Annotated in this window: 20 protein-coding genes and 1 riboswitch; of the genes, 14 read left to right on the top strand and 6 right to left on the bottom strand. The window is 71.9% G+C overall.

Annotated features, from left to right (window positions below; genetic code table 11):
* The first annotated feature begins 99 nt into the window (after positions 1 to 99).
* Positions 100 to 1212 (top strand): winged helix DNA-binding domain-containing protein, encoded by a 1113-nt coding sequence (locus BJ982_RS00305; RefSeq protein ID WP_184875430.1) that lies wholly within the window; start codon positions 100 to 102, stop codon positions 1210 to 1212.
* 4 nt (positions 1213 to 1216) lie between these two features.
* Here BJ982_RS00305 and bluB read toward each other — a convergent pair whose 3' ends face one another.
* The 4 genes from bluB to BJ982_RS00285 form a co-directional block, all read right to left on the bottom strand.
* A complete protein-coding gene (gene bluB / locus BJ982_RS00300) occupies positions 1217 to 1837 on the bottom strand; it encodes a 5,6-dimethylbenzimidazole synthase (RefSeq protein WP_184875428.1) in 621 nt (206 codons plus the stop codon).
* A 31-nt stretch (positions 1838 to 1868) separates the two neighbouring features.
* Positions 1869 to 2067: riboswitch (cobalamin riboswitch) on the bottom strand.
* Positions 2068 to 2311: 244 nt separating this feature from the next.
* Positions 2312 to 3565 (bottom strand): monooxygenase, encoded by a 1254-nt coding sequence (locus BJ982_RS00295; protein WP_184875426.1) that lies wholly within the window; start codon positions 3563 to 3565, stop codon positions 2312 to 2314.
* A gap of 216 nt (positions 3566 to 3781) precedes the next feature.
* The gene (locus BJ982_RS00290; protein WP_184875424.1) at positions 3782 to 6097 is read right to left on the bottom strand and encodes a HelD family protein; all 2316 of its coding nucleotides are present in this window, start codon (positions 6095 to 6097) and stop codon (positions 3782 to 3784) included.
* A 142-nt stretch (positions 6098 to 6239) separates the two neighbouring features.
* Positions 6240 to 6611, bottom strand: a complete 372-nt coding sequence (locus BJ982_RS00285) for an STAS domain-containing protein (RefSeq protein ID WP_184875422.1) — start codon at positions 6609 to 6611, stop codon at positions 6240 to 6242.
* A gap of 140 nt (positions 6612 to 6751) precedes the next feature.
* On the opposite strand from BJ982_RS00285, the gene BJ982_RS00280 reads away from it, so the two are divergent.
* The 9 genes from BJ982_RS00280 to BJ982_RS00240 all read left to right on the top strand — a co-directional run bounded on the left by BJ982_RS00280 (position 6752) and on the right by BJ982_RS00240 (position 14670).
* Positions 6752 to 8584 carry a glycosyltransferase family 2 protein gene (locus BJ982_RS00280; protein WP_184875419.1) on the top strand — a complete coding sequence of 611 codons (1833 nt, stop codon included), beginning with the start codon at positions 6752 to 6754 and terminating at the stop codon, positions 8582 to 8584.
* Positions 8585 to 8681: 97 nt separating this feature from the next.
* Positions 8682 to 9713 (top strand): energy-coupling factor ABC transporter permease, encoded by a 1032-nt coding sequence (locus BJ982_RS00275; RefSeq protein ID WP_184875417.1) that lies wholly within the window; start codon positions 8682 to 8684, stop codon positions 9711 to 9713.
* Positions 9714 to 9729: 16 nt separating this feature from the next.
* Complete coding sequence (cbiQ, locus tag BJ982_RS00270; RefSeq protein WP_184875415.1) at positions 9730 to 10494, top strand: cobalt ECF transporter T component CbiQ; 765 nt, start codon at positions 9730 to 9732, stop codon at positions 10492 to 10494.
* Positions 10495 to 10496: 2 nt separating this feature from the next.
* Complete coding sequence (locus BJ982_RS00265) at positions 10497 to 11240, top strand: energy-coupling factor ABC transporter ATP-binding protein (RefSeq protein WP_203959123.1); 744 nt, start codon at positions 10497 to 10499, stop codon at positions 11238 to 11240.
* 142 nt (positions 11241 to 11382) lie between these two features.
* A complete protein-coding gene (locus tag BJ982_RS00260; protein WP_184875410.1) occupies positions 11383 to 11724 on the top strand; it encodes an STAS domain-containing protein in 342 nt (113 codons plus the stop codon).
* A 47-nt stretch (positions 11725 to 11771) separates the two neighbouring features.
* Complete coding sequence (locus tag BJ982_RS00255; RefSeq protein ID WP_184875408.1) at positions 11772 to 12545, top strand: SDR family NAD(P)-dependent oxidoreductase; 774 nt, start codon at positions 11772 to 11774, stop codon at positions 12543 to 12545.
* A gap of 16 nt (positions 12546 to 12561) precedes the next feature.
* Positions 12562 to 13326, top strand: coding sequence for a crotonase/enoyl-CoA hydratase family protein (locus tag BJ982_RS00250; protein ID WP_184875406.1), 765 nt, complete (start codon positions 12562 to 12564; stop codon positions 13324 to 13326).
* A gap of 177 nt (positions 13327 to 13503) precedes the next feature.
* The gene (locus BJ982_RS00245; RefSeq protein ID WP_184875404.1) at positions 13504 to 14160 is read left to right on the top strand and encodes a rhomboid family intramembrane serine protease; all 657 of its coding nucleotides are present in this window, start codon (positions 13504 to 13506) and stop codon (positions 14158 to 14160) included.
* 93 nt (positions 14161 to 14253) lie between these two features.
* The gene (locus BJ982_RS00240; RefSeq protein ID WP_184875402.1) at positions 14254 to 14670 is read left to right on the top strand and encodes a BlaI/MecI/CopY family transcriptional regulator; all 417 of its coding nucleotides are present in this window, start codon (positions 14254 to 14256) and stop codon (positions 14668 to 14670) included.
* A gap of 39 nt (positions 14671 to 14709) precedes the next feature.
* Here BJ982_RS00240 and serC read toward each other — a convergent pair whose 3' ends face one another.
* Both serC and BJ982_RS00230 read right to left on the bottom strand, forming a co-directional pair.
* Entirely contained in the window at positions 14710 to 15822 is a 1113-nt protein-coding gene (serC, locus tag BJ982_RS00235) for a phosphoserine transaminase (RefSeq protein ID WP_184875400.1), read from the bottom strand.
* Between the two features lie 260 nt (positions 15823 to 16082).
* Positions 16083 to 17189: a citrate synthase 2 gene (locus tag BJ982_RS00230; RefSeq protein WP_184875398.1), complete on the bottom strand. Its 1107-nt coding sequence runs from the start codon at positions 17187 to 17189 to the stop codon at positions 16083 to 16085.
* A gap of 168 nt (positions 17190 to 17357) precedes the next feature.
* On the opposite strand from BJ982_RS00230, the gene pdxH reads away from it, so the two are divergent.
* The 4 genes from pdxH to BJ982_RS00210 all read left to right on the top strand — a co-directional run bounded on the left by pdxH (position 17358) and on the right by BJ982_RS00210 (position 22667).
* Positions 17358 to 18011, top strand: coding sequence for a pyridoxamine 5'-phosphate oxidase (gene pdxH, locus BJ982_RS00225; RefSeq protein ID WP_239123034.1), 654 nt, complete (start codon positions 17358 to 17360; stop codon positions 18009 to 18011).
* 125 nt (positions 18012 to 18136) lie between these two features.
* Entirely contained in the window at positions 18137 to 19333 is a 1197-nt protein-coding gene (locus tag BJ982_RS00220) for an MFS transporter (protein WP_239123035.1), read from the top strand.
* A gap of 235 nt (positions 19334 to 19568) precedes the next feature.
* Complete coding sequence (locus BJ982_RS00215; RefSeq protein ID WP_184875392.1) at positions 19569 to 20273, top strand: iron-dependent transcriptional repressor DtxR; 705 nt, start codon at positions 19569 to 19571, stop codon at positions 20271 to 20273.
* A gap of 171 nt (positions 20274 to 20444) precedes the next feature.
* Positions 20445 to 22667 carry an ATP-binding SpoIIE family protein phosphatase gene (locus tag BJ982_RS00210; RefSeq protein ID WP_184875390.1) on the top strand — a complete coding sequence of 741 codons (2223 nt, stop codon included), beginning with the start codon at positions 20445 to 20447 and terminating at the stop codon, positions 22665 to 22667.
* The last annotated feature ends 114 nt before the right edge of the window (positions 22668 to 22781 follow it).

The raw sequence follows: 22781 nt of genomic DNA, 5'->3' as shown, positions 1-22781 counted from the left end.
TTCGCGTGAGAGGGGACGGTGAGCGCCCTGGTCGGAGGGTTTCATGCCGGTATTCTCGGCTGCGGGCGGCGCCGGCACGCGAAACCTGGGGGACCGACGATGAAGCTGACCTGGGACGCCGTTCTCGCCTGGCGCATGCGGCGGCAGTTCCTGGACCGCCCGGCGTCCGTCTCCACCGAGCAGGTCGTCCGCCGGTTGTGCGGGGTCCAGAGCCAGGTGAGGTCCTACGCCGAACTCGCGGTGGCGGTGCGCTCGCCCGCGCCGGCGAAGGACGCCGTCCAGCGCGGGATCGCCGCCAAGGCGCTGATGCGCACCTGGGCCATGCGCGGCACCCTGCACGCCCTGTCCACCCGTGACGCGCCCGCCTTCCTGTCGCTGCTGGCCTCGGCCCGCACCTGGGAGAAGGGCGCCTGGCAGCGGTCCTTCCTGGACGCGCCGCGCATGGCGCGGCTCGCCGACGCCGTCCGCGCCGAGCTGGACGGCGCCGTGCTCACCCGCGAGGAACTGGTCGCGGCCGTCGAGAGGCGGACCAGGGACGCCACGATCTCCGAGGCCGTGCGGTCCGGCTGGGGCACGGTTCTGAAGCCGCTGGCCTGGCTCGGCGACCTGTGCAACGGCGACGGCGACGACGGCCGGGTCACCTTCACCAACCCCGCGACCTACCTTCCCGGCTGGCCGGGGCTGCCCGAGCCCGACGCCGCCGCCCGGGTCGCCATCCCCGCCTACCTGTCGGCGTACGGCCCGGCCGGGCCGGACGCCTTCAACCGCTGGCTGGTGCGCGGCGCGCTCAAGAAGACGACCGTGCGCCGGTGGTTCGCCGACCTCGGCGACATACTCACCGAGGTCGACGTCGAGGGCGAGCGGCTGTGGGTACGCACCGAGGACGCCGGCTCCCTCGCCTCGGCCGCGCCCACCGACATGCTCCGCCTCCTGCCCGCCTTCGACCAGTACGTCCTCGGCGTCGGCACCGACGACACCCGCGTGGTCCCGGCCGCGCACCGCAAGGACGTCAGCAGGACCGCGGGATGGATCTCGCCCGTCCTCGTCCACGCCGGCACGGTGACCGGGGTGTGGGAGAACGACGAGGGGGCGCTCTCCGTGTCCCTGTTCCCGGGCGCCCCGAAGCCGGACACCGCCGCGCTCGAAACCGAGGCGACCCACCTCGGCGCCCTGCTGAGCGGCGGAAGGCCGATCTCGATCGCGATCTCGTGATCGGTCACCACCGGTCGTGGTGGACGGCCTTCCGCAGCGGGCGCCGGTGCCGCCAGCCGTGCCGTTCCAGGTCCGGCGCGGCCTCCAGGTGGGTCACGGGGCCGACGCAGAGCCAGGCCACCGGGCGGATGCCCGCGGGCACGCCGAGCAGCCCGGCGACGAACGGCTCGCGGTAGAACGACACCCAGCCGACGCCGAGGCCCTCGGCGGTCGCGGCCAGCCACAGGTTCTGGATGGCCAGGCACACCGAGTACAGGCCCGTGTCGGCGATGGCGTGCCGGCCCAGCACGGCGGGCGCGCCGCGCCCGGGGTCGTAGGTGACGACGATCGACAGCGTCGACTCCAGCACGCCCTCGATCTTGATCCGGGCGAACCGCTCCGCCGCCGCGGCGTCGAGCGTCGCGGCGAAGGTCTCACGCTCGGCCGTCACGTGCTCGTGGAAGGCCGCGCGGACCGCGTCGTCCCGCACGACGATGAAGTCCCACGGCTGGGACAGACCGACGCTCGGCGCGGCGTGCGCCGCGGACAGGACGCGGTGCAGCACCCGATCGGGGATCGGCGCGCCGGTGAACTGGCCGCGCACGTCCCGGCGGCGGTGGATGACGTCGTAGAACCGGTTGTCCATGGGCAGGCTCCCGCTGCGCGTGCCCCATACCCGGGGCGGTGGGCGCGAGGCCGGTCTTCGGACTCCCGGATCGACGCCCGCCACCCGCCTTCCCAGCCCTTCCGGGCCAGTGGCCGCGCACTCGCGCGTGGGTGGTGGCTCCCCGGTCACCGCGGCGGGCCCGTGCCGGAATCACACCGGCTTCCCGATTCTCCCCGCCGAGGCGAGGCACCTCACTACGACTCTCCGTGGAAAACCATAAACGATCACCTGCCGCCGCCGTATCGCCGGGGGCGTCGCAATCGCCTGTCCGGACGACGGCATGGCGCTCACCTGAACGGGAGCGGTCACGCCGGCCGCCGATGGCGGGGACGGTGGTGAGGGTTCCGGCGAACGCGCCGGTGCCGCGCGACCGGCGGCCGCGCGAACGCACGCGCCGGGGTGCCGGCGTCCTGGAAGCGGACGGCGGCACCCCGGTGGTGGGCCGGGCGTGGCTCAGCCGCCCGCGCCCGCCCGCTGCCGGCCCTCGGGGGACATGACGAGCAGGCCGAGGCACATCTCGTCGCTCGTGCCCTCGCCCCACACCACGTACCGCGCGGGCAGGCCCTGGAGCGCGGGCAGGGTCTTGCGCAGGCCGGCGTCGTGGGTGCAGGTCACGCGGAGGTTGTCGCCGGGCTTGACGGTGACGGGCTCGGGCAACGGGCGGATCTGCTGGTCGTCGAAGTCGTAGGACGGGATGTCCAGCAGCGTCTTCGCCTTGGGCGTGCCCGGGTTCATCTCGACCTTGATCGCGCGTCCGAGCAGGTGCATGTGCCCCGCGGTGGCGTAGATCGTCGCCTTGCCTTCGAACTTGCTGTCGCAGTGCTGGGTAGGCCCGGGGGTGAGCGGTTTGCCCTGGCCGCAGTACTGCGCGAGCTGGGCGACGTTCTCGCCCGAGTCCGTGCCGAAGCGGCTCACGACGTCCTTGACGGCGGTGTCACGGTCGCAGAGGGGACCGGACTCCTGGCTCGTGCAGGGCAGCTCGATCGGGGCCTGAAGCAACCCGGTGGCCAGCGGCTTGAGCTCGGCCTTGCCATCGGTGAGCCGTAGCCGCATGCTCGACTGGTCGCTCTGGTCGGCCTTGCCGCCCGAGGCGAGCAGGTTGTAGTGGATCTGCATGACGAGCTTGCTGCCGGGCTGGAGCGGATAGCCGACCTTCTGCTTGAGCAGCGTCTCGTTCGCGCCGGGCGCCCAGTGGCCCACCCAACCGCCGCCGTCGACGCCCGAGTTGCCGAAGCAGGTCCAGCCCTCGCCCGGCGTCTTCGCGTCGAGGTCCTGGGCCTGCTGCACCTTGTCGGGGTCGACGCGGAAGATGATCGCGTGGTGGACGAGCGAGGTGTTCTGCGGGAAGAACTGGCTGCCGGTCAGGAACGCCTGCTCGGTGAGGCCGGGGTCGACGATGAAGCAGCGGTACTCGTCGGTCCCGCCGTTCGGCGCCGCGGGCTTGTAGGGCTCGGCCAGCTTGACCTCGACGAAGCGCTCGGACTCGCGTAAGGGAGCCGCGGGCGGTGCGGAGAAGGTGCCGCCGTGCCCGCCGTGGGCGCCGGTCGACGGTGTCTGGGCCTGTTGTGAGGCTTGGGCCGTCGCGCTGCTCTGTGCCCCGGTGGTGGTCGCGTTGCCACCTCCCCCGCATGACGCGACGAGAAGGGCGCCGGCGAGGGCGATTGCCACTCCGCCGAACCATCGCGCCGGCCGGGCCGCGTTGTTCATTGAGCCTCCTGCTGTCCCCGTGGAGTTTCAGATGGCGTGCGCATTGCGGATCCGGCGCGCCGGCCGATCCTTTTCCAGCCTCCCCGCTGCGGAAAGCGCCCGGCATCCGTCCTGAGGCCGAAGCGACTCATCCCGTGGGCTGACCCGTCCCGGGACATCTGCAGCCACGGTCGTAGACGAACGTGATGTTCATCAACAAGTCCCCTGAAACCCCCATCAATCACGCAGGCGCGCGAGCACGGGCGGCAGCCCGTTCTCATGGACCACCGTGAGCCGCCGGGTGGCCCGGGTGATCGCCACGTACAGGTCCTGCCCGCCCTTGGGCCCCTGCGCCAGAATCTCGTCGGGCGCGACCACGATCACCGCGTCGAACTCCAGCCCCTTCGCCTGGGTCACGGTCAGCACCACCGACGGCGCGTCCAGCGCCTCGGCGGTCAGCGCGGACGCCGCCTCCGGCAGCAGGGCCGCGACCTCCCCGTGCCGGGCGTCCGGCGTCAGCACGCCCAGGCGGCCGGCGCCACCGCCGGTCACCAGCGCCAGCTCCGACCGCACGAGCTCCGGCAGCACCATGGCCAGCTCCGTCCGGGCGGCGCGCACCACGCGGGGCGGCGCCTCGCCGTCCCGCACCGAGATCGGCGGCGCCTGGTCAGGATCGACGGCCTGCAGCACGTCGGCGGCGACCGCCATGATCTCCGCGGGGGTCCGGTAGTTGACCAGCAGGCGCGCCTCGCGCCAGCGGCCCTTCACGTACGGGTCGAGCACCTCGGCCCACGAGCGCGCGCCCGCCGCCGACCCGGTCTGGGCGACGTCGCCGACCACGGTCAGCGAGCGCGTGGGGACCCGGCGCATGACCGTGCGCCAGGCCATCGCCGACAGCTCCTGCGCCTCGTCCACGATCACGTGCCCGTACACCCACGCGCGGTCGCCCGCGGCCCGCTCGGCGGTGGTCAGGGCGGCGGCGTCGGACGGGTTGCGCTCGGCGAGGGCGCGGGCGTCCATCACCTCGGTCAGCTCGTTGATCTCCAGGACGCCGCGCGCGTACGCGCGCTCCTCGTCGCGGCGGCGCCGGTCCTCGCGGGCGGCGGCCCTGCGCGGGGCGTCGTCCTCGCCGAGCAGTTCGGCGGCCTCGTCGAGCAGCGGGACGTCACCGGTCGTCCACGGCGAGCCCGCCGGGCGCAGCAGCGCCCGCCGCTCCTGCGGCGAGAGCAGGACTTCGCCGTCCGGGCCCGAGGAGGCCGCGCGCAGCAGCCCGGGGTCGGACAGCAGCTCCGCCACCAGCCGCCGCGGCGTGAGCGGCGGCCACAGCGCGTCCAGCGCCTCGCGCACCGCGGGACGGCTCCACAGCGCGGCCCGCGCGTACCGCAGGTCCTCCTCGTCCATCGGCAGGTCGAGCTGCCGCGCCTCGTCCAGCGCCAGCGCGGTCAGCGCCGAGTCGACGAACAGCTTCCTCGCGATGTTGTGCGGGTTGCGGACCGCGCGGGCGCGGTCGCGGGCGCGCACGCAGGTGGCGTGGTCCACCCGCAGCGCCATCTGCTCCACGACCACCTCGACCCCGTCGCGCACCGAGGTGCGCACGTCGATCAGCACGGTGAGGTCGCCCTCGGGCACCCGCTGCCGGTCGCGCACGGCGGCCCTGACCACCTCGGCCATCCGCGCGCCGCCCTTCACCACCGCCGCCTCGGGCGTGTCCCGCGCGGTGGCCCGCACGCCGGGGAACAGCTCGCCGACGGTCGTGAGGACGACGTCGGTCTCGCCGAGCGAGGGCAGCACCTGGCCGATGTAGCGCAGGAACAGGGCGTTCGGCCCGACCACCAGGACGCCGCGGCGCTCCAGCGTCTCGCGGTGCGTGTACAGCAGGTAGGCGGCGCGGTGCAGGGCCGCGACGGTCTTGCCCGTGCCGGGCGCCCCCTGGACGACCAGCACCCCGGGCAGGCCCGAGCGGATGACCTGGTCCTGCTCGGCCTGGATGGTGGCGACCACGTCGCCCATGCGCCCGGTGCGCCCGCGCCGCAGCGCCGCCAGGAGCGCGGCCTCGCCGACCAGCGCGCGGCGGTCGGGCTCGCTCATGCGGGCGAGGTCGAACACCTCGTCGTCGATGTGGACGACCGTGCGTCCCCGGGTGTGCAGGTGCCGGCGGCGCACCAGCGGGCCCGGGTCGCTCGGCGTCGCGGTGTAGAACGGCCGCGCGGCCGGGGCGCGCCAGTCGACGAGCACGAGTTCGTCGCGGGCGTCGCGCAGGAACGCCCTGCCGATGTAGTACGTCTCGCCGCCGGTGTCGTCGATCCTGCCGAAGCACAGCCCGCGCTCGATCGAGGAGAGCCGGGAGACCTGGCGCGCGTGCTCGGCGGCGGACACGTCACGCTCCAGCCTCGCCTGGTGCGTGCCCCCCTCCGCCCCGCGCCCGTGCTCGTCGCGCAGCGACGCCTCGGCGCGTTCGCGGGTCACGTCCAGGCGGTCGTAGAGCATGGTGACATAGGACTGCTCCGCGCGCAGCGCCTCGGCGCGGGCGGATTCGGATGCACGGGGCTGCATCGGTGTGGTATACTCCTTACGGGCAGGGTGTGCGGCTGGTTGCGATGGCATGGCTAACCGCGCGAGCGTAACAGCTCCCGTTCCCGCCCGCACCCTCTCGCCGCACCGCCCCCGAGGAGCGTCCCGCCCGGCCCCGTCCGGGTCAGGCGGCCTCAAGCCCCCTGACCGCGTCGTCCGCCGTGTCGAACGTGGCGAAGTGCCGGTCCAGATTCGTGATCGTCAACAGCCTTGAGATCATTCCCGGTGCCACCACCAGGGCCAGCGCGCCCCCTGTCTCGCGAACCCGGTTCAGCGTGCTCACCAGCAGGCCGAGGCCGAGCGAGTCGCAGAACGCCGTCGCCGACAGGTCCAGCACCATGCGCGGCGGCCTCCTGGCCTTCAACGCCACGTCCAGTTCGGCGCGCAACCGCGGGACGGCGTTCATGTCGAGCTCGCCCGCGACCTCGACCACCGTGCACGTTCCCTGGCGCCTCTGGTGTATCTCCAGTCCTGTCTGGCGCGTCGGATACGCCATGTCATCACCTCCGTTGCACAGTCGTTACCCTGACGAAAAGGCAATAAGCCCCCAAAGGCAAACAACCGGGTAGTCCAGGTGGTGCCATCACGGATGATTGCCCTTCATCGCACGGGTCGGCGGTTACATAATGAATCGCAATGAAGACGGAAAGTGACCGGCCTGTCGACGTGAGCATCGTGGTGCCCGTCCACAACTGCCGCCCCTATCTCGACCGCTGCCTCGCCTCGCTGCTGAAGCAGGCCGTCAGCAAGGAGATCGTCATCGTCGATGACGGGTCCACCGACGGCAGCCGCGACCTCCTCGCCGACTACGCGGCGAAGTTCCCCGAGATCCGGCTCTATCACCAGCCCGCCTCCGGGGGCGCCGCCCGCCCGCGCAACCGCGCCATCGCCCACTCCAGCGGCCGCTACGTCTTCTTCTGCGACGCCGACGACCACCTCGGCCCCGAGGCGCTGCCGCGCATGCTCGCCATGGCCGACCGCAACGGCTCCGACATCGTCCTCGGCAAGATCGTCGGGCACGGCCGCCGCGTGCCGGCCTCGATGTTCCGCGAGAACCGCGACCGCGCGCCGCTCGGCGAGACCACCGTCTACAACGTCCTGACCTGCTTCAAGCTGTTCCGCCGCGAGATGCTCACGCGCCACCACATCCGCTTCGACGAGTCGCTGCGCGTCGGCGAGGACATCGTGTTCTCCGTCCACGCCTACTGCCACGCCGAGACGATCTCCGTGGTCGCCGACCACGACTGCTACCACCTCGTGGCCCGCCCGGACGGCACCAGCGTCATGCAGGAGCCGGGCAGCCGCGACCCGCTGTCCTGGCTGCGCATGATCCGCACGCCCATCGAGCTGATGACCCGCCACATCCCCGCGGGCCCCCTGCGCGACCATCTGCTGCGCAGGCACTTCCGCTTCGACATCCTGGCCCAGCTCGCCGCCCCGCTGCTGTCGCTGGACGCCGCCGCGCGGCACGCCACGATCCGCGAGGTGGCCGACATGTGCGCCACCTGGCTCACCGACGGCGTCCTGGAACGGCTGCGCCCGATCGACCGCCTGCGCGTCGCCGCGCTCGGCGACGCCGAACGCCTGGTCCGCATCGCCCAGGTCGAGACGGCCGGCCTGCGCCACCATCTGACCGGACTCGCCTGGGCGGGCGACCGGCTGGAGGTCTCCGGCCGCGCCGCGCTCACCGACTCCAGGAACGGCGTCGCGGTCGGCCTGCTCCTGCGCGAGCGTTTCACCGCCGCCGAGCGGCGCGTCCCGGTGACGTCCGTGGCCGACGTCTTCGCGGGCGGCGTGAAGGTCTCGCGCCTTCCCCCGGGGGTGTGGGACGTCCACGTCGTGGTCGCCTGCGAGGGCGTGCGCCGGGTGGCGCGGTTCGGCGCGCGCCGCGACCCCGGAGTCGCCCGCCCGGTCCCGCGCCTCGTGACCGCCGTCGCGGCCCCGTACTTCACCCGCACGCACGGCAACCTCAGCATCGACGTCGGCGGTCACGTGGTCAGGGTGCGGGGCTCGGCGCGCCTGGCCCGTCTCACCTGGGGCGGCAAGGGCGTGCTCACCGTCGAGGGCACGGTCAGCGTGGGGGCGGGGTGCCCGGCGGCGCGGTGCGTGCGCCATCTGGTGTGGCGGGAACGCTCCTCGGGCAACGAGCGCAGGGCGCCGGCCTCCGCGGTGGGCGAGGCCGCGTTCACCGCCACGGCCACGCTGGACGCCCCCGGCGTCTGGGAGGCCGACCTGGAGCTGACCCTCGGCGGGCCGCCGGTCCGCTACCCGGTGCAGATCACCGAGGCCGAGCCTGGAAGGCTGGGGGCCGGCGCGGTGTGGTGGCGCGGGAGGCGGCGGTGGACGGCCTGGGCGAGGGCCTCCAAGGTGCGCCGCCGCCTGGTGGTGACGGTGCTGGCGACCGGCCCGCGCGCCGTCGTGCGCCGGTCCATGCGCATGGGCCGCCGCCGGGCGCGCACCGAGCGTTGACGGCACGTTCACGCCGCCGCCCTTAATGCCAGTCTTTTGCAAATACAACCCGTCGGCATAGAGTTGGGGCGATCTGAACCATCGCCGGAGGCTCCACGTGCACGTACCTGACGGTTTCTTCAACGCAGCGGTGTCCCTCGGGGCCGGAGCGTTCGCCGTGGCGGGGCTCGGGGTCTGTCTGCGCGGCGCGCGCCGCGAGCTGGACGACCGCACCGCCCCCATGGCCGGGCTCGTGGCGGCGTTCATCTTCGCCGTCCAGATGCTGAACTTCCCCGTCGCCGCCGGCACCAGCGGCCACCTCCTCGGAGGCGCCCTCGCCGCCGTGCTCGTCGGGCCCTATACCGCCGTGCTCTGTGTCGCCGTCGTCCTGCTCGTCCAGGGCTTCTTCTTCGCGGACGGCGGCCTCACGGCCCTCGGCGTCAACATCACGCTGATGGCGATCGTGACGGCCGCCGTGGGATGGGCGGTGTTCCGCCTGGTCGCCCGTGCCCTCCCGCGCGGGCGCGCCGCCGTCCCCGTCGCCGCGTTCGCCGGAGCCCTGGTCTCGGTCCCCGCCTCCGCGCTGATGTTCACGCTGCTGTTCTGGATCGGCGGCACCGCGCCGATCGACGTCTCCTCGGTCGCGGTCGCCATGGGCGGCGTGCACGTCCTCATCGGCATCGGCGAGGGCCTGATCACCGCGCTGACGGTGAGCAGCGTGCTCGCCGTGCGCCCCGACCTGGTGTACGGCGCGCGGGGCCTCACCGCGCCGCTCAGGCTGAGCAGGGACGGCGTCGAGACCGATGTCGCCCCCGAGCCCGCGCCGGCGCCCGCCCGGAGCCTGCGCCCGCTTCTGGTCGGCGGCGCGCTGGTCGCCGTCCTGCTCGCCGGGGTGGTCTCCTTCTACGCCTCCAGCAGCCCCGACGGCCTGGAGAAGGTCGCCGGCGACAAGGGCATGAACGCCCAGGAGCGCGACCACGCCCTCGGCGGCTCGCCGCTGGCCGACTACGGCGTCAGGGGCGTCGACAACGAGCGCCTGGCCGTCGGCGTCGCGGGCGTGGCCGGGGTGGGCATCACGGTGCTGGCCGGGGGAGCGATCTTCTACGGGGTCCGCCGCCGCAACCGCCACGCCGAGAAGGCCGGCGCGTAGTGAGGTCGGGCGCGTAGTGGGCGCCGGGCACCACCACCAGCTCTACCGGCCGGGGGACACGGTGGTCCACCGCCTGCCCCCGCAGTGCAAGCTGCCCGCCGTGGCCGCGTTCGCCGTCGTCGTGGTCGCCACCCCGAGAGACGCCTTCTGGGCCTTCGGGGTGTACGTCCTGCTGCTGGCGGCGGTGGCGGCCCTGGCGCGCGTGCCCGCGGCGTTCGTGCTGCGGCGCATGGTGATCGAGGTGCCGTTCGTGGTCTTCGCGCTCGCGCTGCCGATCATCGGGCTGGGGGAGCGCGTCCAGGTGCTCGGCCTGTCGCTCAGCGCCGAGGGGCTCTGGGCGGCGTGGAACATCCTGGCCAAGGCGACGCTCGGCGTCGTCGCCAGCATCCTGCTCGCCGCCACGACCGAGCCGCGCATGATGCTGCTCGGCGCGCGGCGGCTCCGGCTGCCCGCCTTGCTCGTGCAGATCGCGATGTTCATGCTGCGCTACATGGACGTCATCCTGGACGAGATGCGCCGCATGCGCGTCGCCCGCGAGTCGCGCGGCTTCGTGGCCCGCGACGTCCGCCAGTTGCCCGTGCTGGCCAAGTCGGCGGGCGCGCTGTTCATCCGCTCCTACGAGCGGGGGGAGCGGGTGCACCTGGCCATGCTCAGCAGGGGGTACAACGGGTCCATGCCGATCATCGACGACATCGCGGCCCCGGCGGCGAGCTGGGCCGTCGCCGCCCTGCTCCCGGCGGCCGCCCTGGCCACGGCGGCGCTTTCGTGGAGCCTCGCGTGACCGTGCCCCCCTCGCTGCGCGTCGGCGAGCTCGCCTACGCCTACCCCGACGGCACCCAGGCGCTGTTCGGCGTCGACCTCACCATCGGGCGCGGCGAGCGGGTCGCGCTGCTCGGCCCGAACGGCGCGGGGAAGACCACGCTGGTCATGCACCTCAACGGCATTTTGACCGCCGGGCACGGGACGGTCGAGGTCGCCGGCCTGCCGGTCCGCAAGGACACCCTGCCCGAGATCCGCCGCAGGGTCGGGCTGGTGTTCCAGGACCCCGACGACCAGTTGTTCATGCCCACGGTCCGCGAGGACGTGGCGTTCGGCCCGGCCAACCTCGGCGTGCGCGGCGCCGAGCTTGAGCTGCGCGTCAAGGACGCCCTGGAGCAGGTCGGGCTGCCGGACATCGCCGACCGTCCGCCGCACCACCTGTCGTTCGGGCAGCGCCGCCGGGTGGCGGTGGCCACGGTGCTGGCCATGCGGCCCGAGATCCTCGTGCTGGACGAGCCGTCCTCCAACCTCGACCCGGCCTCGCGCCGCGAGCTGGCGCAGATCCTGCGGTCCCTGGACGTCACGGTGCTGATGGTCACGCACGACCTGCCGTACGCCCTGGAGCTGTGCGAACGCTCGCTCATCCTGTCCGACGGCGTCATCGCGGCCGACGGCCCCACCCGCGAGATCCTGGCCGACGACGCCCTGCTCGCCGCCCACCGCCTGGAGCTTCCGTTCGGGTTCGCGGTGGCCGACCGGCCCTCCTGAGCCGCCCCGCCGGCGAGCCCGCGCCGGAAAGCGGAGGTCAGTGGCGCTCGTGTGCGCGGCCACCGATTTCGGCGATCTTACGCGGCGTGACCGCCGTCACCGTCTCCGCGAAGTAAAGTGGGGCCCGCGGAGGAGGTTCCTTATGAAATTGCGGCTCGCGCGGCACGTGTACGCCGATGCCGTCGTGGTCGCGGTCGAAGGCGAGCTCGATCTTTTCACGGCGCCGTTCCTGCGCGACGAGGTGCGCGAGGCCATCCTGCAGGACGGCAACCGCCTCGTCCTCGACCTCGAGAAGCTGTCGTTCATGGATTCGAGCGGCCTGTCGGTGCTGATCGAGGCCTGGCGCCTCGCGACCGGCGAGGGCGGCGGCGTCTCCCTGGCCGCCCCGCAGCCTCCGGTGGCGCGCATCTTACGGACGACCGGCCTCGACCGCCGCATCAAGGTGTACTCCGACGTCGACGCCGCGATCTCCGGCGAGATTTGAGCCACCCGTAGTAGAACTTCATTCGGGTGCCCGTTAGGGTCCACGATATGGACCTGAACGGAGCAGCAGCAATCATCTCAGGCGGTGCCAGCGGCCTCGGTGAGGCCACGGCTCGCGAACTGGCGCGCGTCGGCGCCACGGTCGTCATCGCGGACGTCAACGCCGATCGCGGCAAGGCGATCGCCGACGAGCTCGGCGGCGTCTTCGCGCACACCGACGTCTCCGACGAGGCCTCGGTCCAGGCGGCGGTGGACGCCGCCGTGGCGACGGGCAGGCCCCTGCGCGGCGTGGTCAACAGCGCCGGCATCGGCTGGGCGGCCCGCACGGTCGCCCGCGACGGCGCGCCGCACGATCTGGCCGCCTACCGGCGCGTGATCGACATCAACCTGATCGGCACCTTCAACCTCATGCGCGTCGGCGCCGCCGCGATCGCCAAGACCGACCCGGTCGACGAGGACGGCCAGCGCGGCGTCATCGTCAACACCGCCTCGGTGGCGGGCATCGAGGGACAGACCGGCCAGGTCGCCTACTCCGCCTCCAAGGGCGGCATCATCGGCATGACCCTGCCCGCGGCGCGCGACCTGGCCGCGATCGGCGTCCGGGTGCTGACGATCTGCCCCGGCATCATCGACACCCCGATCTACGGGAGCGGCCCGGAGGCCGAGGCGTTCAAGGCCAAGCTGTCCGCGCCGGTCCCCTTCCCCAAGCGCATGGGCCGCGCGTCGGAGTTCGCCCGGCTCGTCCGGTCGCTGGTCGAGAACGACTACATGAACGGCGAGGTCATCCGCTTCGACGGCGGCATCCGCTTCCAGCCCAAGTGATCCAGGGAGGTCCAGGATGTCCGACGAGGTTCTCGTCGAGGTGGACGGCGGGGTCGCCGTCATCACCATCAACAGGCCCGAGGCCAGGAACGCCATCAACGGCGCGGTCGCGCGCGGCGTGGCGGCGGCGCTGGACGAGTTGGAGGAGCGCAGCGACGTCTCGGTGTACGTCCTGACCGGGGCGGGCGGCGACTTCTCCGCGGGCATGGACCTGAAGGGGTTCCTGAGCGGTGATCTCCCCGTCGTCGAGGGGCGAGGGTTCGGCGGCATCACCGAAGGCCCGCCGAAGAAGCCCATCGTCGCGGCCGTGGAGGGCTACGCGCTGGCCGGCGGGTTCGAGCTGGTGCTGTCCTGCGACATCGTCGTGGCCTCGAAGGAGGCCAGGTTCGGCCTGCCGGAGCCGAAGCGCGGCCTGGTGGCGGCCGCGGGCGGGACCATGCGGCTGCCCCGCCGCATCCCGTACCACATCGCCATGGAGATCGCCCTGACGGGCGACTTCTACCCGGCCGACCGGCTGTACGAGCTGGGGCTGGTCAACCGGGTGACCCCGGCGGGCGAGGCGCTGGCGGCGGCCAGGGAGGTCGCGGGGAAGATCGCCGCGAACGCGCCGCTGTCGCTGCTGGCGACCAAGCGGATCGTGGTGGAGTCCGCCGACTGGCCGCGCGAGGAGATGTTCGCGCGGCAGGCGGCGATCAGCGATCCGGTGTTCGGCTCCAAGGACGCCCAGGAGGGCGCGGCGGCGTTCGCGCAGAAGCGGGCGCCCCGGTGGGCAGGAGAATGATCTCCAAACGCTAAGTGATCTTTATCCGCATAAACGATCACTGCGGTGGTTCGGCGCATGTTGCCGCCTCAATGTGGGCAACATGCGCCTTTTTCGTGTCTCCCGCGAAATCGCGGGTTAAACCCGCATTGCGTACGGTAAAGGAAGAGCTGAGCGGGGCGGTACAAGAGGAGAGCGATGAACGACTACGCGACCGGGCTGACCCCGGAACGTACGTCCGGAGGGACCGGGTACTCCGGGCAGGCGGTCAAACGGCGCGTGGGCAGCCTGGTCACCGGGGCGGCGGCCGCCGCCGTGATCGTGGCCCTCCTCGTGGCGCTCGAATGGGCCGTCGAGATCGCCGACTACATCCTGCCGATGGACCTCGACCGGCTCGGCATCGTCTCCCACGACGTCAACGGCCTCGGGGGCATCCTGATGGCCCCGTTCCTGCACGCGGGCTTCGGCCACCTCATGGCCAACACGTTGCCGCTCGCCATTCTCGGTTTTCTGGCGGCCCTGCGCGGCCTCGGCCGGTTCTTCGCCGCCAGCCTGATCATCATCCTGGTGAGCGGGTTCGGCGTCTGGTTCCTCAGCTCTCCGGGCGGGCTCACCGTCGGGGCCAGCGGCCTCGTCTTCGGCTATTTCGGATATGTCGTGACGCGCGGGCTTTTTGATAGGCACATCCTCGACATCGCCCTCGGCATCGGCGTCGCCGTCCTGTACTACTCCCTGATCTGGGGCGTGCTCCCCGGCCAGCCCGGCATCTCGTGGCAGGGCCACCTGTTCGGCCTGATCGGCGGCGTGCTCGCCGCCTGGACGCTCCGCAGGAGGAGGCGCGCGCTCCCGGCCTGACCCCCATCGCCGTCCGGGAGCCCCGGCCGCGGCGGCCCGGAGCCTTCTCCGTTCGCCTGGCCGCGGACCCGGACGATTGGAGAGAATGGCCGCGTGAACAATCTGGGGTCCTTGGAGAGCGCCATCATGGAGGTGCTCTGGGATTCCCCGCACCCTTTGCTCGTCCGCGAGGTGCTGAGCCTGCTCAACGAGGGGGCGGAGAAACCGCTCGCCTACACCACGGTCCAGACCGTCGCCGAGCGGCTGGCCAGGAAGGGCCTGGTGCGGCGCACGGCCGAGCGCAAGGCGTTCCGCTACTCCGCGAGCCGCACCCGCGACGAGCACGTCACCGCCGTGATGCTGGAGGCCCTCGCCGCCAGCCCCGACCGGGCTCCCGTGCTGTCCTGCTTCGCCCGTAGCGTCGACCTGGACGACGCCCTGCGCCTGCTGGAGGAGCTCGCCCGGCGCACGGCCGGGCACGACGACCTCGCGGGCGGCGGCCCCGGCTGGGTGCCGCCACCGTCCCCCTGAGAGCCCGGCCGGGCCCTCAGGAGCGCGACGGGCCGGGCGTCAGAGACGCTCGACCACGTGGTCGACGCACGCCGTCAGCGCCTCGACGTCGTCGGGGTCGATCGACGGGAACGTCGCGACGCGGAGCTGGTTGCGGCCCAGCTTGCGGTACGGCTCGGTGTCCACGATGCCGTTGGCGCGCAGGACCTTCGCCACCTCGGCGGCGTCCACCCCGTCGGTGAAGTCGATCGTGCCGACGACGTTGGAGCGCTGCGCCGGGTCGGCCACGAACGGCGCGGTGTAGGACGTCTTCTCGGCCCAGGTGTAGAGCCGGGACGCCGAGTCGGCCGTGCGCGCGGTGGTCCAGGCCAGGCCGCCGTTGCCGTTCATCCAGTCGATCTGCTCGGCGAGCAGGAACAGCGTGGCCACGGCCGGGGTGTTGTAGGTCTGGTCCTTGGCCGAGTTGTCGATGGCCGTCGGCAGGCTGAAGAACTCGGGCACGTACCGGCCGCTCGCGGAGATCTCTTCGACCCGGGCCAGCGCGCGCGGCGAGAACAGCGCGATCCACAGGCCGCCGTCGGAGGCGAAGCTCTTCTGCGGGGCGAAGTAGTAGACGTCGAACTCGCCGGCCTCGACGGGCAGGCCGCCCGCGCCGGAGGTGGCGTCCACCAGCACCAGCGAGTCGTCCCCACCGACCCGCTTGATCGGCATGGCGACGCCGGTCGAGGTCTCGTTGTGGGTGAGCGCGTAGACGTCGATCCCGGCCTCGGCCGAGGGCAGCGGGTGGCTTCCCGGCTCGGACTTGATCACCGACGGCTCGCCCAGCCACGGCGCCTTGGCCGCCACCGCGCCGAACTTCGAGGAGAACTCGCCGAAGTGCAGGTGCTGGGACCTCTCCTTGATCAGCCCGAACGCCGCGATGTCCCAGAACGCGGTCGTGCCGCCGTTGCCCAGCACGACCTCGTACCCCTCAGGGAGCGAGAACAGGTCGGACAGGCCCTCGCGGACCCGGCGGACGAGGTTCTTGACCGGCTTCTGCCGGTGGGAGGTGCCCATGAGGCCCGCGCCGGCGGAGGCCAGGGCGGCGAGCTGCTCCGGACGTACTTTCGAAGGCCCACAGCCGAAACGGCCGTCCGCGGGCTTGAGGTCAGCGGGAATCTCGATGTCAGCCACCCAACCAAGGGTAGTGAGCCCGCCCGGTGGTCATGCCGGGGGTCCGGATCGTGAGATACGGGCGAGCCGCGGGCGAACGCCCAGGTGGGCGTGCCACGGGTCTCCACGGCACGCCTCGGAGGGCCACAGGGCCCCGGACACGCTCAAGGCCCGCAACCGGGGGCTGCGGGCCCTGTACGGGTGTGCGAGCCGGTCCGGCGAGGGCCGGGACGGCGGGGGATGCCCTGCTCGCAGGGGGAAGCGGGACGGACAGGAGGGTGTCAGTTCTTGCCGGCGACCTCGGCCGCGCCCGGCACGTCGTCGATCGAGCGCTGGGGCGGGCCGACGTAACGCGCGCTCGGCCGCACGAGCCGCCCGGTGCGCTTCTGCTCCAGGATGTGCGCGGCCCAGCCCGCGGTACGCGCACAGGTGAACATCGAGGTGAACATGTGCGGAGGGACCTCGGCGAAGTCCAGCATGATCGCGGCCCAGAACTCCACGTTCGTCGCGAGCACGCGGTCGGGCTTGCGGGCGTGCAGCTCGGCCAGCGCGGCCTTCTCCAGCGCGCACGCCACCTCGTAGCGCGGCGCGTTGAGCTCCTGGGCGGTGCGGCGCAGCACGCGGGCCCGCGGGTCCTCGGCGCGGTACACCCGGTGGCCGAAGCCCATCAGGCGCTCGCCGGAGTCCAGGGCCTTCTTGACGTAGGTCTCGGCGCTGCCGATGCGCTCGACCTCCTCGATCATGTGCAGCACGCGCGCGGGCGCGCCGCCGTGCAGCGGGCCGGACATCGCGCCGACGGCGCCCGACAGCGCGGCGGCCACGTCGGCGCCGGTCGAGGCGATGACGCGGGCGGTGAACGTGGAGGCGTTCATGCCGTGCTCGGCGGCGGAGGTCCAGTAGGCGTCGATGGCCTTGACGTGCTTCGGGTCGGGCTCGCCACGCCAGCGGATCATGAAGCGCTCGACGATCGTGTCGGCCTCGTCGACGCGGGACTGCGGGACCATGGGCAGGCCGAGCCCGCGGGCGGACTGGGCGACGAAGGACAGGGCGGTCACCGAGGCGCGCGCGAGATCGTCGCGGGCCTGGTCCTCGTCGATGTCGAGGAGCTGGCGGAACCCGTAGGCCGGGGCCAGCATGGCGAGGGCGCTCTGGACGTCGACGCGGATGTCACCGGAGTGGACGGGGATCGGGTACGGCTCGGCCGGGGGGAGGCCCGGCTTGAACTTGTTGTCCACGAGCAGGCCCCAGACGTGCCCGTAGGACACGCGGCCGACCAGCTCTTCGATGTCGACGCCCCGGTACCGGAGGGCGCCCCCCTCTTTGTCCGGTTCCGCGATCTCGGTCTCGAACGCTACGACGCCTTCCAACCCGGGTTTGAAGTCGGACATTCGCGGCCGCCTCCCTTTCTTGAAGTCAAAGCCTTGATGTCGAGATACCGGCGGGTCATATTCAACCCCCTCCGCGGCGGCGATCTGTCGTGGGGGCCTCCGAAACGCGATCCCGCTGGTAGGGGGCACCGCGCGCTCGCGGCGCCGGACGCGGAAGAATACCGGTCTGTGGATGCCGCATCGAGCCCGCCGTACTTCTCCGGGCTTCGCCGTACATACGAAGGTCGTCCTCTGAACGAGAGCGACATGGCCCCCGATCCGGTCTCGCAGTTCGCGTCGTGGTTCGCCGACGCCGTCGAGGCCGGGCTGCCCGAGCCGAACGCCATGGTGCTGGCCACCTCCTCCGCGGGAGGCCTTCCCACTGCCAGGACGGTCCTGCTCAAGGGGTACGACCAGCAGGGGTTCGTCTTCTACACCAACTACGAGTCACGCAAGGGCCGCGACCTCGCCGAGAACCCGCGCGCATGCCTGTTGTTCCCCTGGCACCCCCTCCGCCGGCAGGTCCGCGTCGAGGGAAAAGTCACAAAATTGCCGCGCGAGGATTCCGCCGCGTATTTCCACTCCCGGCCGTACGGCTCGCGCATCGGGGCCTGGGCCTCGCGGCAGTCGGCGGTCGTCAGGTCACGGGACGAGCTGGACGCCCGGTTCCGCGAGCTGGCCGAGCGCTGGCCCGAGGACCCGCCCCTGCCGGACTTCTGGGGCGGGCTCCGCGTGGTCCCCTCGGAGGTCGAGTTCTGGCAGGGCCAGATCGACCGCATGCACGACCGGCTCCGCTACCGGCACACGAAGGCGGGGTGGACGCTGGAACGGCTCGCCCCGTGACCGGATCATCCCACCCGTCTGAGTAGAGTGCCCGGAGATGTTGGGTAGTTTCCGGTTCGACGGGGTGGGGAATGGCGGGGGTCGTCCAGGCAGCGCTCAGACGGATCGCCGTCGATACCCAGCCCATGAGCCGGCCGGCGTATCGGCGGCTGCTCCTCGGGCAGGGCGTCTCCTTCGTCGGCTTCCAGCTCACCTCGGTCGCCGTCAGCGCCCAGGTGTTCGCCATCACCGGGTCCTCGCTGTGGGTGGGCCTGCTCGGCCCGGCCAACCTCATCCCGCTCGTGGTGTTCGGCCTGTGGGGCGGCGCCGTCGCCGACGCGGTCGACCGTCGTAAGCTCCTGCTCGCCGGTTCGGTCGTCGCCTGGCTCGCCACCCTCGTCCTGCTGGCGCAGGCCGCGGCGGGCTGGGGCAACGTCTACGTCATCCTCGCCGCGACGGCCGTCCAGGCCACCGGCTTCGCCGTCACCTCGCCCACCCGCGGCGCGATCATCCCGAGGCTCGTCCCTCTGGAGCACGTCGCGGCGGCCAACACCCTCAACTACCTGGTCAGCAGCATCGGCTCGGTGGTCGGCCCCCTGCTCGCCGGCGTCGTCCTCGCCCAGGGCGGGTACGGGACGGCCTATCTGATCGACGCGGTCCTGTTCGGCGCCGGGTTCTACGCGGCGGTCCGGCTGCCGGCCCTGGAGCCGCTCGGCGTCGTGTCGCGGCCGGGCCTGCGCTCGGTCACCGACGGCCTGCGCTACATCGCCGGCCAGCCGATCGTGATGATGTCCTTCCTCGTCGACATCATCGCCATGGCGTTCGCCATGCCGCGGGCGCTGTTCCCCGAGATGGCGGCCGAGCGGTTCGGCGGGTCCGCCGTCGCGTTCGGCTGGCTCTCGGCGAGCCTGGCCATCGGCGCGGTCGCGGCCGGCCTGGTGTCCGGGTGGGTCGGGCGCATCCACCGCCAGGGCGTGGCGCTGACCGTGGCCATCGCGCTGTGGGGCCTGACCGTCGCCGCCTCGGCCTTCGCCGGGCCGCTCTGGCTGGCCGTGCTCCTGCTCGCCGTCTCGGGCGGCATCGACATGGTGTCGGCGGTGTGGCGGCAGACGATCCTGCAGACCTACGCCCCCGACGAGATGCGCGGGCGCATGCAGGGCGTGTTCATGGTCGTCGTCGCCGGAGGGCCGAGGCTCGGAGACCTGAGGGCCGGCGCGACGTCGAGCGCGGTCGGTCTCGTACCTGCCTGGGCGGGCGGGGGATTGCTGTGCGCGCTGCTCGTCGTGATCACCGGAGTGGCCGTGCGGTCCTTCTGGAAATACGACACGCGGCAGAAGCGTTGACGCCCCCGCGAGACCTGGCCGCGGAGCCCCGCACAACCGTGTGACGCGGGGCGTGGCGCCTGAGATGATGGTGAGGAACGATCACGTTCCCCATCTCGGACCGTTCTGTCAGTCGGTCTGCGTAAGCTCTGTTCCTACACGGATCTCCGCTTCCGAAACGGCGCACGGCCAAATCACGGATGGCTGTAACCCCAGGAAGCCGGACGTAGCATCGGAAATGTGAGGGGAGGACGCCTTGACCGCACACGGCCTCATCGACACGACCGAGATGTATCTCCGCACCATCTACGAGTTGGAGGAAGAGGGAATCACCCCTCTCCGTGCCCGCATCGCCGAACGGTTGCAGCAGAGCGGCCCGACGGTGAGCCAGACGGTGGCCCGCATGGAACGTGACGGCCTGGTCAAGGTCGAGGGCGACCGCCACCTCGCCATGACCGACCTCGGCCGTGCCCTCGCCACCCGCGTCATGCGCAAGCACCGCCTGGCCGAGTGCCTCCTCACCCAGGTCATCGGTCTCCCCTGGGAAGAGGTCCACATAGAGGCGTGCCGGTGGGAGCACGTCATGTCCGAGTCGGTCGAGACCCGTCTCGTCGCCCTGCTCGGCAACCCCATGGTGTGCCCGCACGGCAACCCAATTCCCGGCCTCGACGAGCTCGGCGTCGCCAAGGTCGCCCCTTCCGCCGACGAGATGATCACGGCCATGGTCGCCGCCGCGGGGCCCGCCGATACGCCGGTGGTCGTGCGCCGAATTAGCGAACAAGTGCAAAGTGATCCCGTCGTGATGCTTAAACTCAAGCAAGTTGGGATACAACCCGGACGCGAGGTGACGCTCGCGGCGAGCGACGACGGTGTACGGGTGACAGGTGACGATGAGGCGGACAACACTCCCGCGGATCTCCCGCGCGATGTCGCCGCGCACGTCTTCGTCTCCAGACGCTGATCTTTCAGGGCGTGTTCGGTTGGTTCCCGACAGAAAGTTCCCCCTTTCCATGTCAGGCAACCCGGTTTTCCCGGGGCTCGTGGGAAGCCCGCGGCAGGCCGCCGGGGTCTCTCCAGGAGCGTATGTGGTCCTTCTCTCCGGAAATCCCCTTCTTCGGGGGGTGGCCGCCAGATGAAGCGATGGGGGGACCTTTCGCAGGACGCGGCCGATCACCTCACGTCCGACTCGGTGCTGAACAACGCCGAGATGGCGGTGGTGGTCACCGACCGTTTCAGCAACGTCCTGTACTGGAACCCGTTCGCCGAGCGCCTCTTCGGGCGCCCTGACCGCACGGTCGACGGCGATCAGACCGTGTTGTCCTTAGGCATCATGGAGAAGGACCACCCGCTCGCCGTCGAGCTGGCCAGGCACGTCCTCAAGGGCGGCGTCTGGGAGGGCACCTTCGACGTCCTGCGCGCGGACGGCACCATCATCTACGTCCGCGCCCAGGCGGTCCCGCTGCGCCACCCCTCCGGGTCGGTCACCGGCGTCGTCATCACCGCCCGCGAGGCCATGCGCAGCAACGAGCGCGAGAAGGACCGCTTCGGCCTGCTCGAACGCATCGGCGAGCGCCTCGCCGGCTCGCTGTACGTCGAAGAGACGCTCAACCGCGTCGCCGAGATGCTGGTCCCCCAGTTCGCCGACCACTGCTTCATCGAGCTGACCGAGGGCGACAAGCTCGTCCGCAAGGTCTCCACCCACGTCAAGGGCTGGAACCCCCCGCCGGGCACCTGGCGCCCCGTCGGCTCCGAGATCCGCTACCCGGCCGGCCACTACGCCGAGATCGCGATGCGCCGCCAGGAAACGATCATCGTCGAAGACTTCGCGCAGATGAGCTACCCCACGCCCAGCGAAGAGAGCGCCAAGCTGTGCGGCGAGATCGGCATGACCTCGGCCATCGTGGCCCCGCTGTGCGCCCGCGGCGAGACGCTCGGGCTGATGTACCTCAGCCTGTCCAACCTCACCGACCGCCGCTCGCCCCACTACGACGCCTTCGACCGCGACTTCGTCGGCGCCATCGCCACCCGCGTGGCCATCGCCGTCGACAACGCCCTGCTCTTCGAAGAGGAACGCCACACCGCCGAGTCGTTCCAGAAACATCTGCTGCCCCGCGAGTTGCCCAAGCTCGACGGCCTTGAGATCGCCGTCCGCTACTACCCCGCGGCGCCGCTCGCCTCGCACGGCCAGGGCATCCAGACCCAGGTCGGCGGCGACTGGTACGACGTCATCCCCCTGTCCGCGGGGCGCGTCGGCATCGTCATCGGCGACGTCGAGGGCAGGGGAGCCAAGGCGGCCGCCGTGATGGGCCAGCTCAGGGCCGCGCTGCGCGCCTTCGCGCAGGACGACAAGTCCCCCGCCGACATCCTGGCCCGGCTCGACGAGTGGACGCGGATCATCGGCCCGCCCGAGCGCGACGACTACGGCGCCGACGTCAGCACCCCGCCCATCGTCACCTGCCAGTATCTGGTGTACGACGCCTGGTCGCGGCAGCTCTCGTTCGCCAACGCCGGCCACTCCCCGCCGCTGATGATCGTCGACGGCATGGTGAGCGAGCTCGACATCTCCGAGGTCGGCCAGCCGCTCGGCGTCAGCGCCAAGGGCGTGCACGCCGACCTGGTCTACAAGGAGGAGAGCCGCGTCCTTCCGCCCGGCGCCACCCTCCTGCTCTACACCGACGGCCTGGTCGACCGCCGTCCCGCGCGGGGCGAGCCCCCGCTCAGCGACGACGAGACGCTGACCGTCCTGCGGCAGAAGGTCGCGGAGGCGTCCGCCGACTCGGTCGAGCGCATCGCCGACGCCGCCACGATCGCGGTGCCCGGTGAGATCGACGACGATATGGCGATCCTCGTCATCCGATCGGCGGGCAAAGAGCTCAAGTTCCAGGAACGCACGTTCCCCGCCCAGCCGATCATGGTGGGTGAGGCCCGGCGCATGGCCTCGGAGGCGTTCGCGAGCTGGGGCGTCCCCGACGAGAGCGCCGAGATGGCCTGCCTGCTGGTCTCGGAGGTCGTCACCAACGTCGTCCTGCACGCCGCCAGCTCCAGCGTCCCGCGCCGCGAGCTCGTCCTGGACGGCCCGCCGCTGCCGTTCGACGAGTCGTGGGACGTCCCCGGCTTCGACACCGAGGTCGTCAACGAGAAGGAGTTCACCCTCCGCCTGCGCAGGGGAGAGGAGTCGATCTGGGTCGAGGTCTTCGACCAAGATCTGCGCCTGCCGCGCATCCGCAGCGCGGGCGAGAACGACGAGGGAGGCCGCGGCCTGTACCTCGTCGACCAGCTCGCCAAGCGCTGGGGCTCCCGCCCCACCAAGGAGGGCAAGGCCGTCTGGTTCGAGATCCCGACCCGGGGCCGCTGACCTTCCGTCCCTTCGGCCGTCCCTCGGGACCGCTCGCGACAGGCCGGCGGGCGACCGTGGAATCACCACGATCGCCCGCCGTCGGTCTACGTGAGACGTTCACCGGCCGCGACG

The sequence above is a fragment of the Sphaerisporangium siamense genome (genome assembly GCF_014205275.1).
GTDB classification, from domain to species: domain Bacteria; phylum Actinomycetota; class Actinomycetes; order Streptosporangiales; family Streptosporangiaceae; genus Sphaerisporangium; species Sphaerisporangium siamense.
Note: the sequence above shows the minus strand (reverse complement) of the source record. Positions and strands in the feature narration are given on the sequence as shown.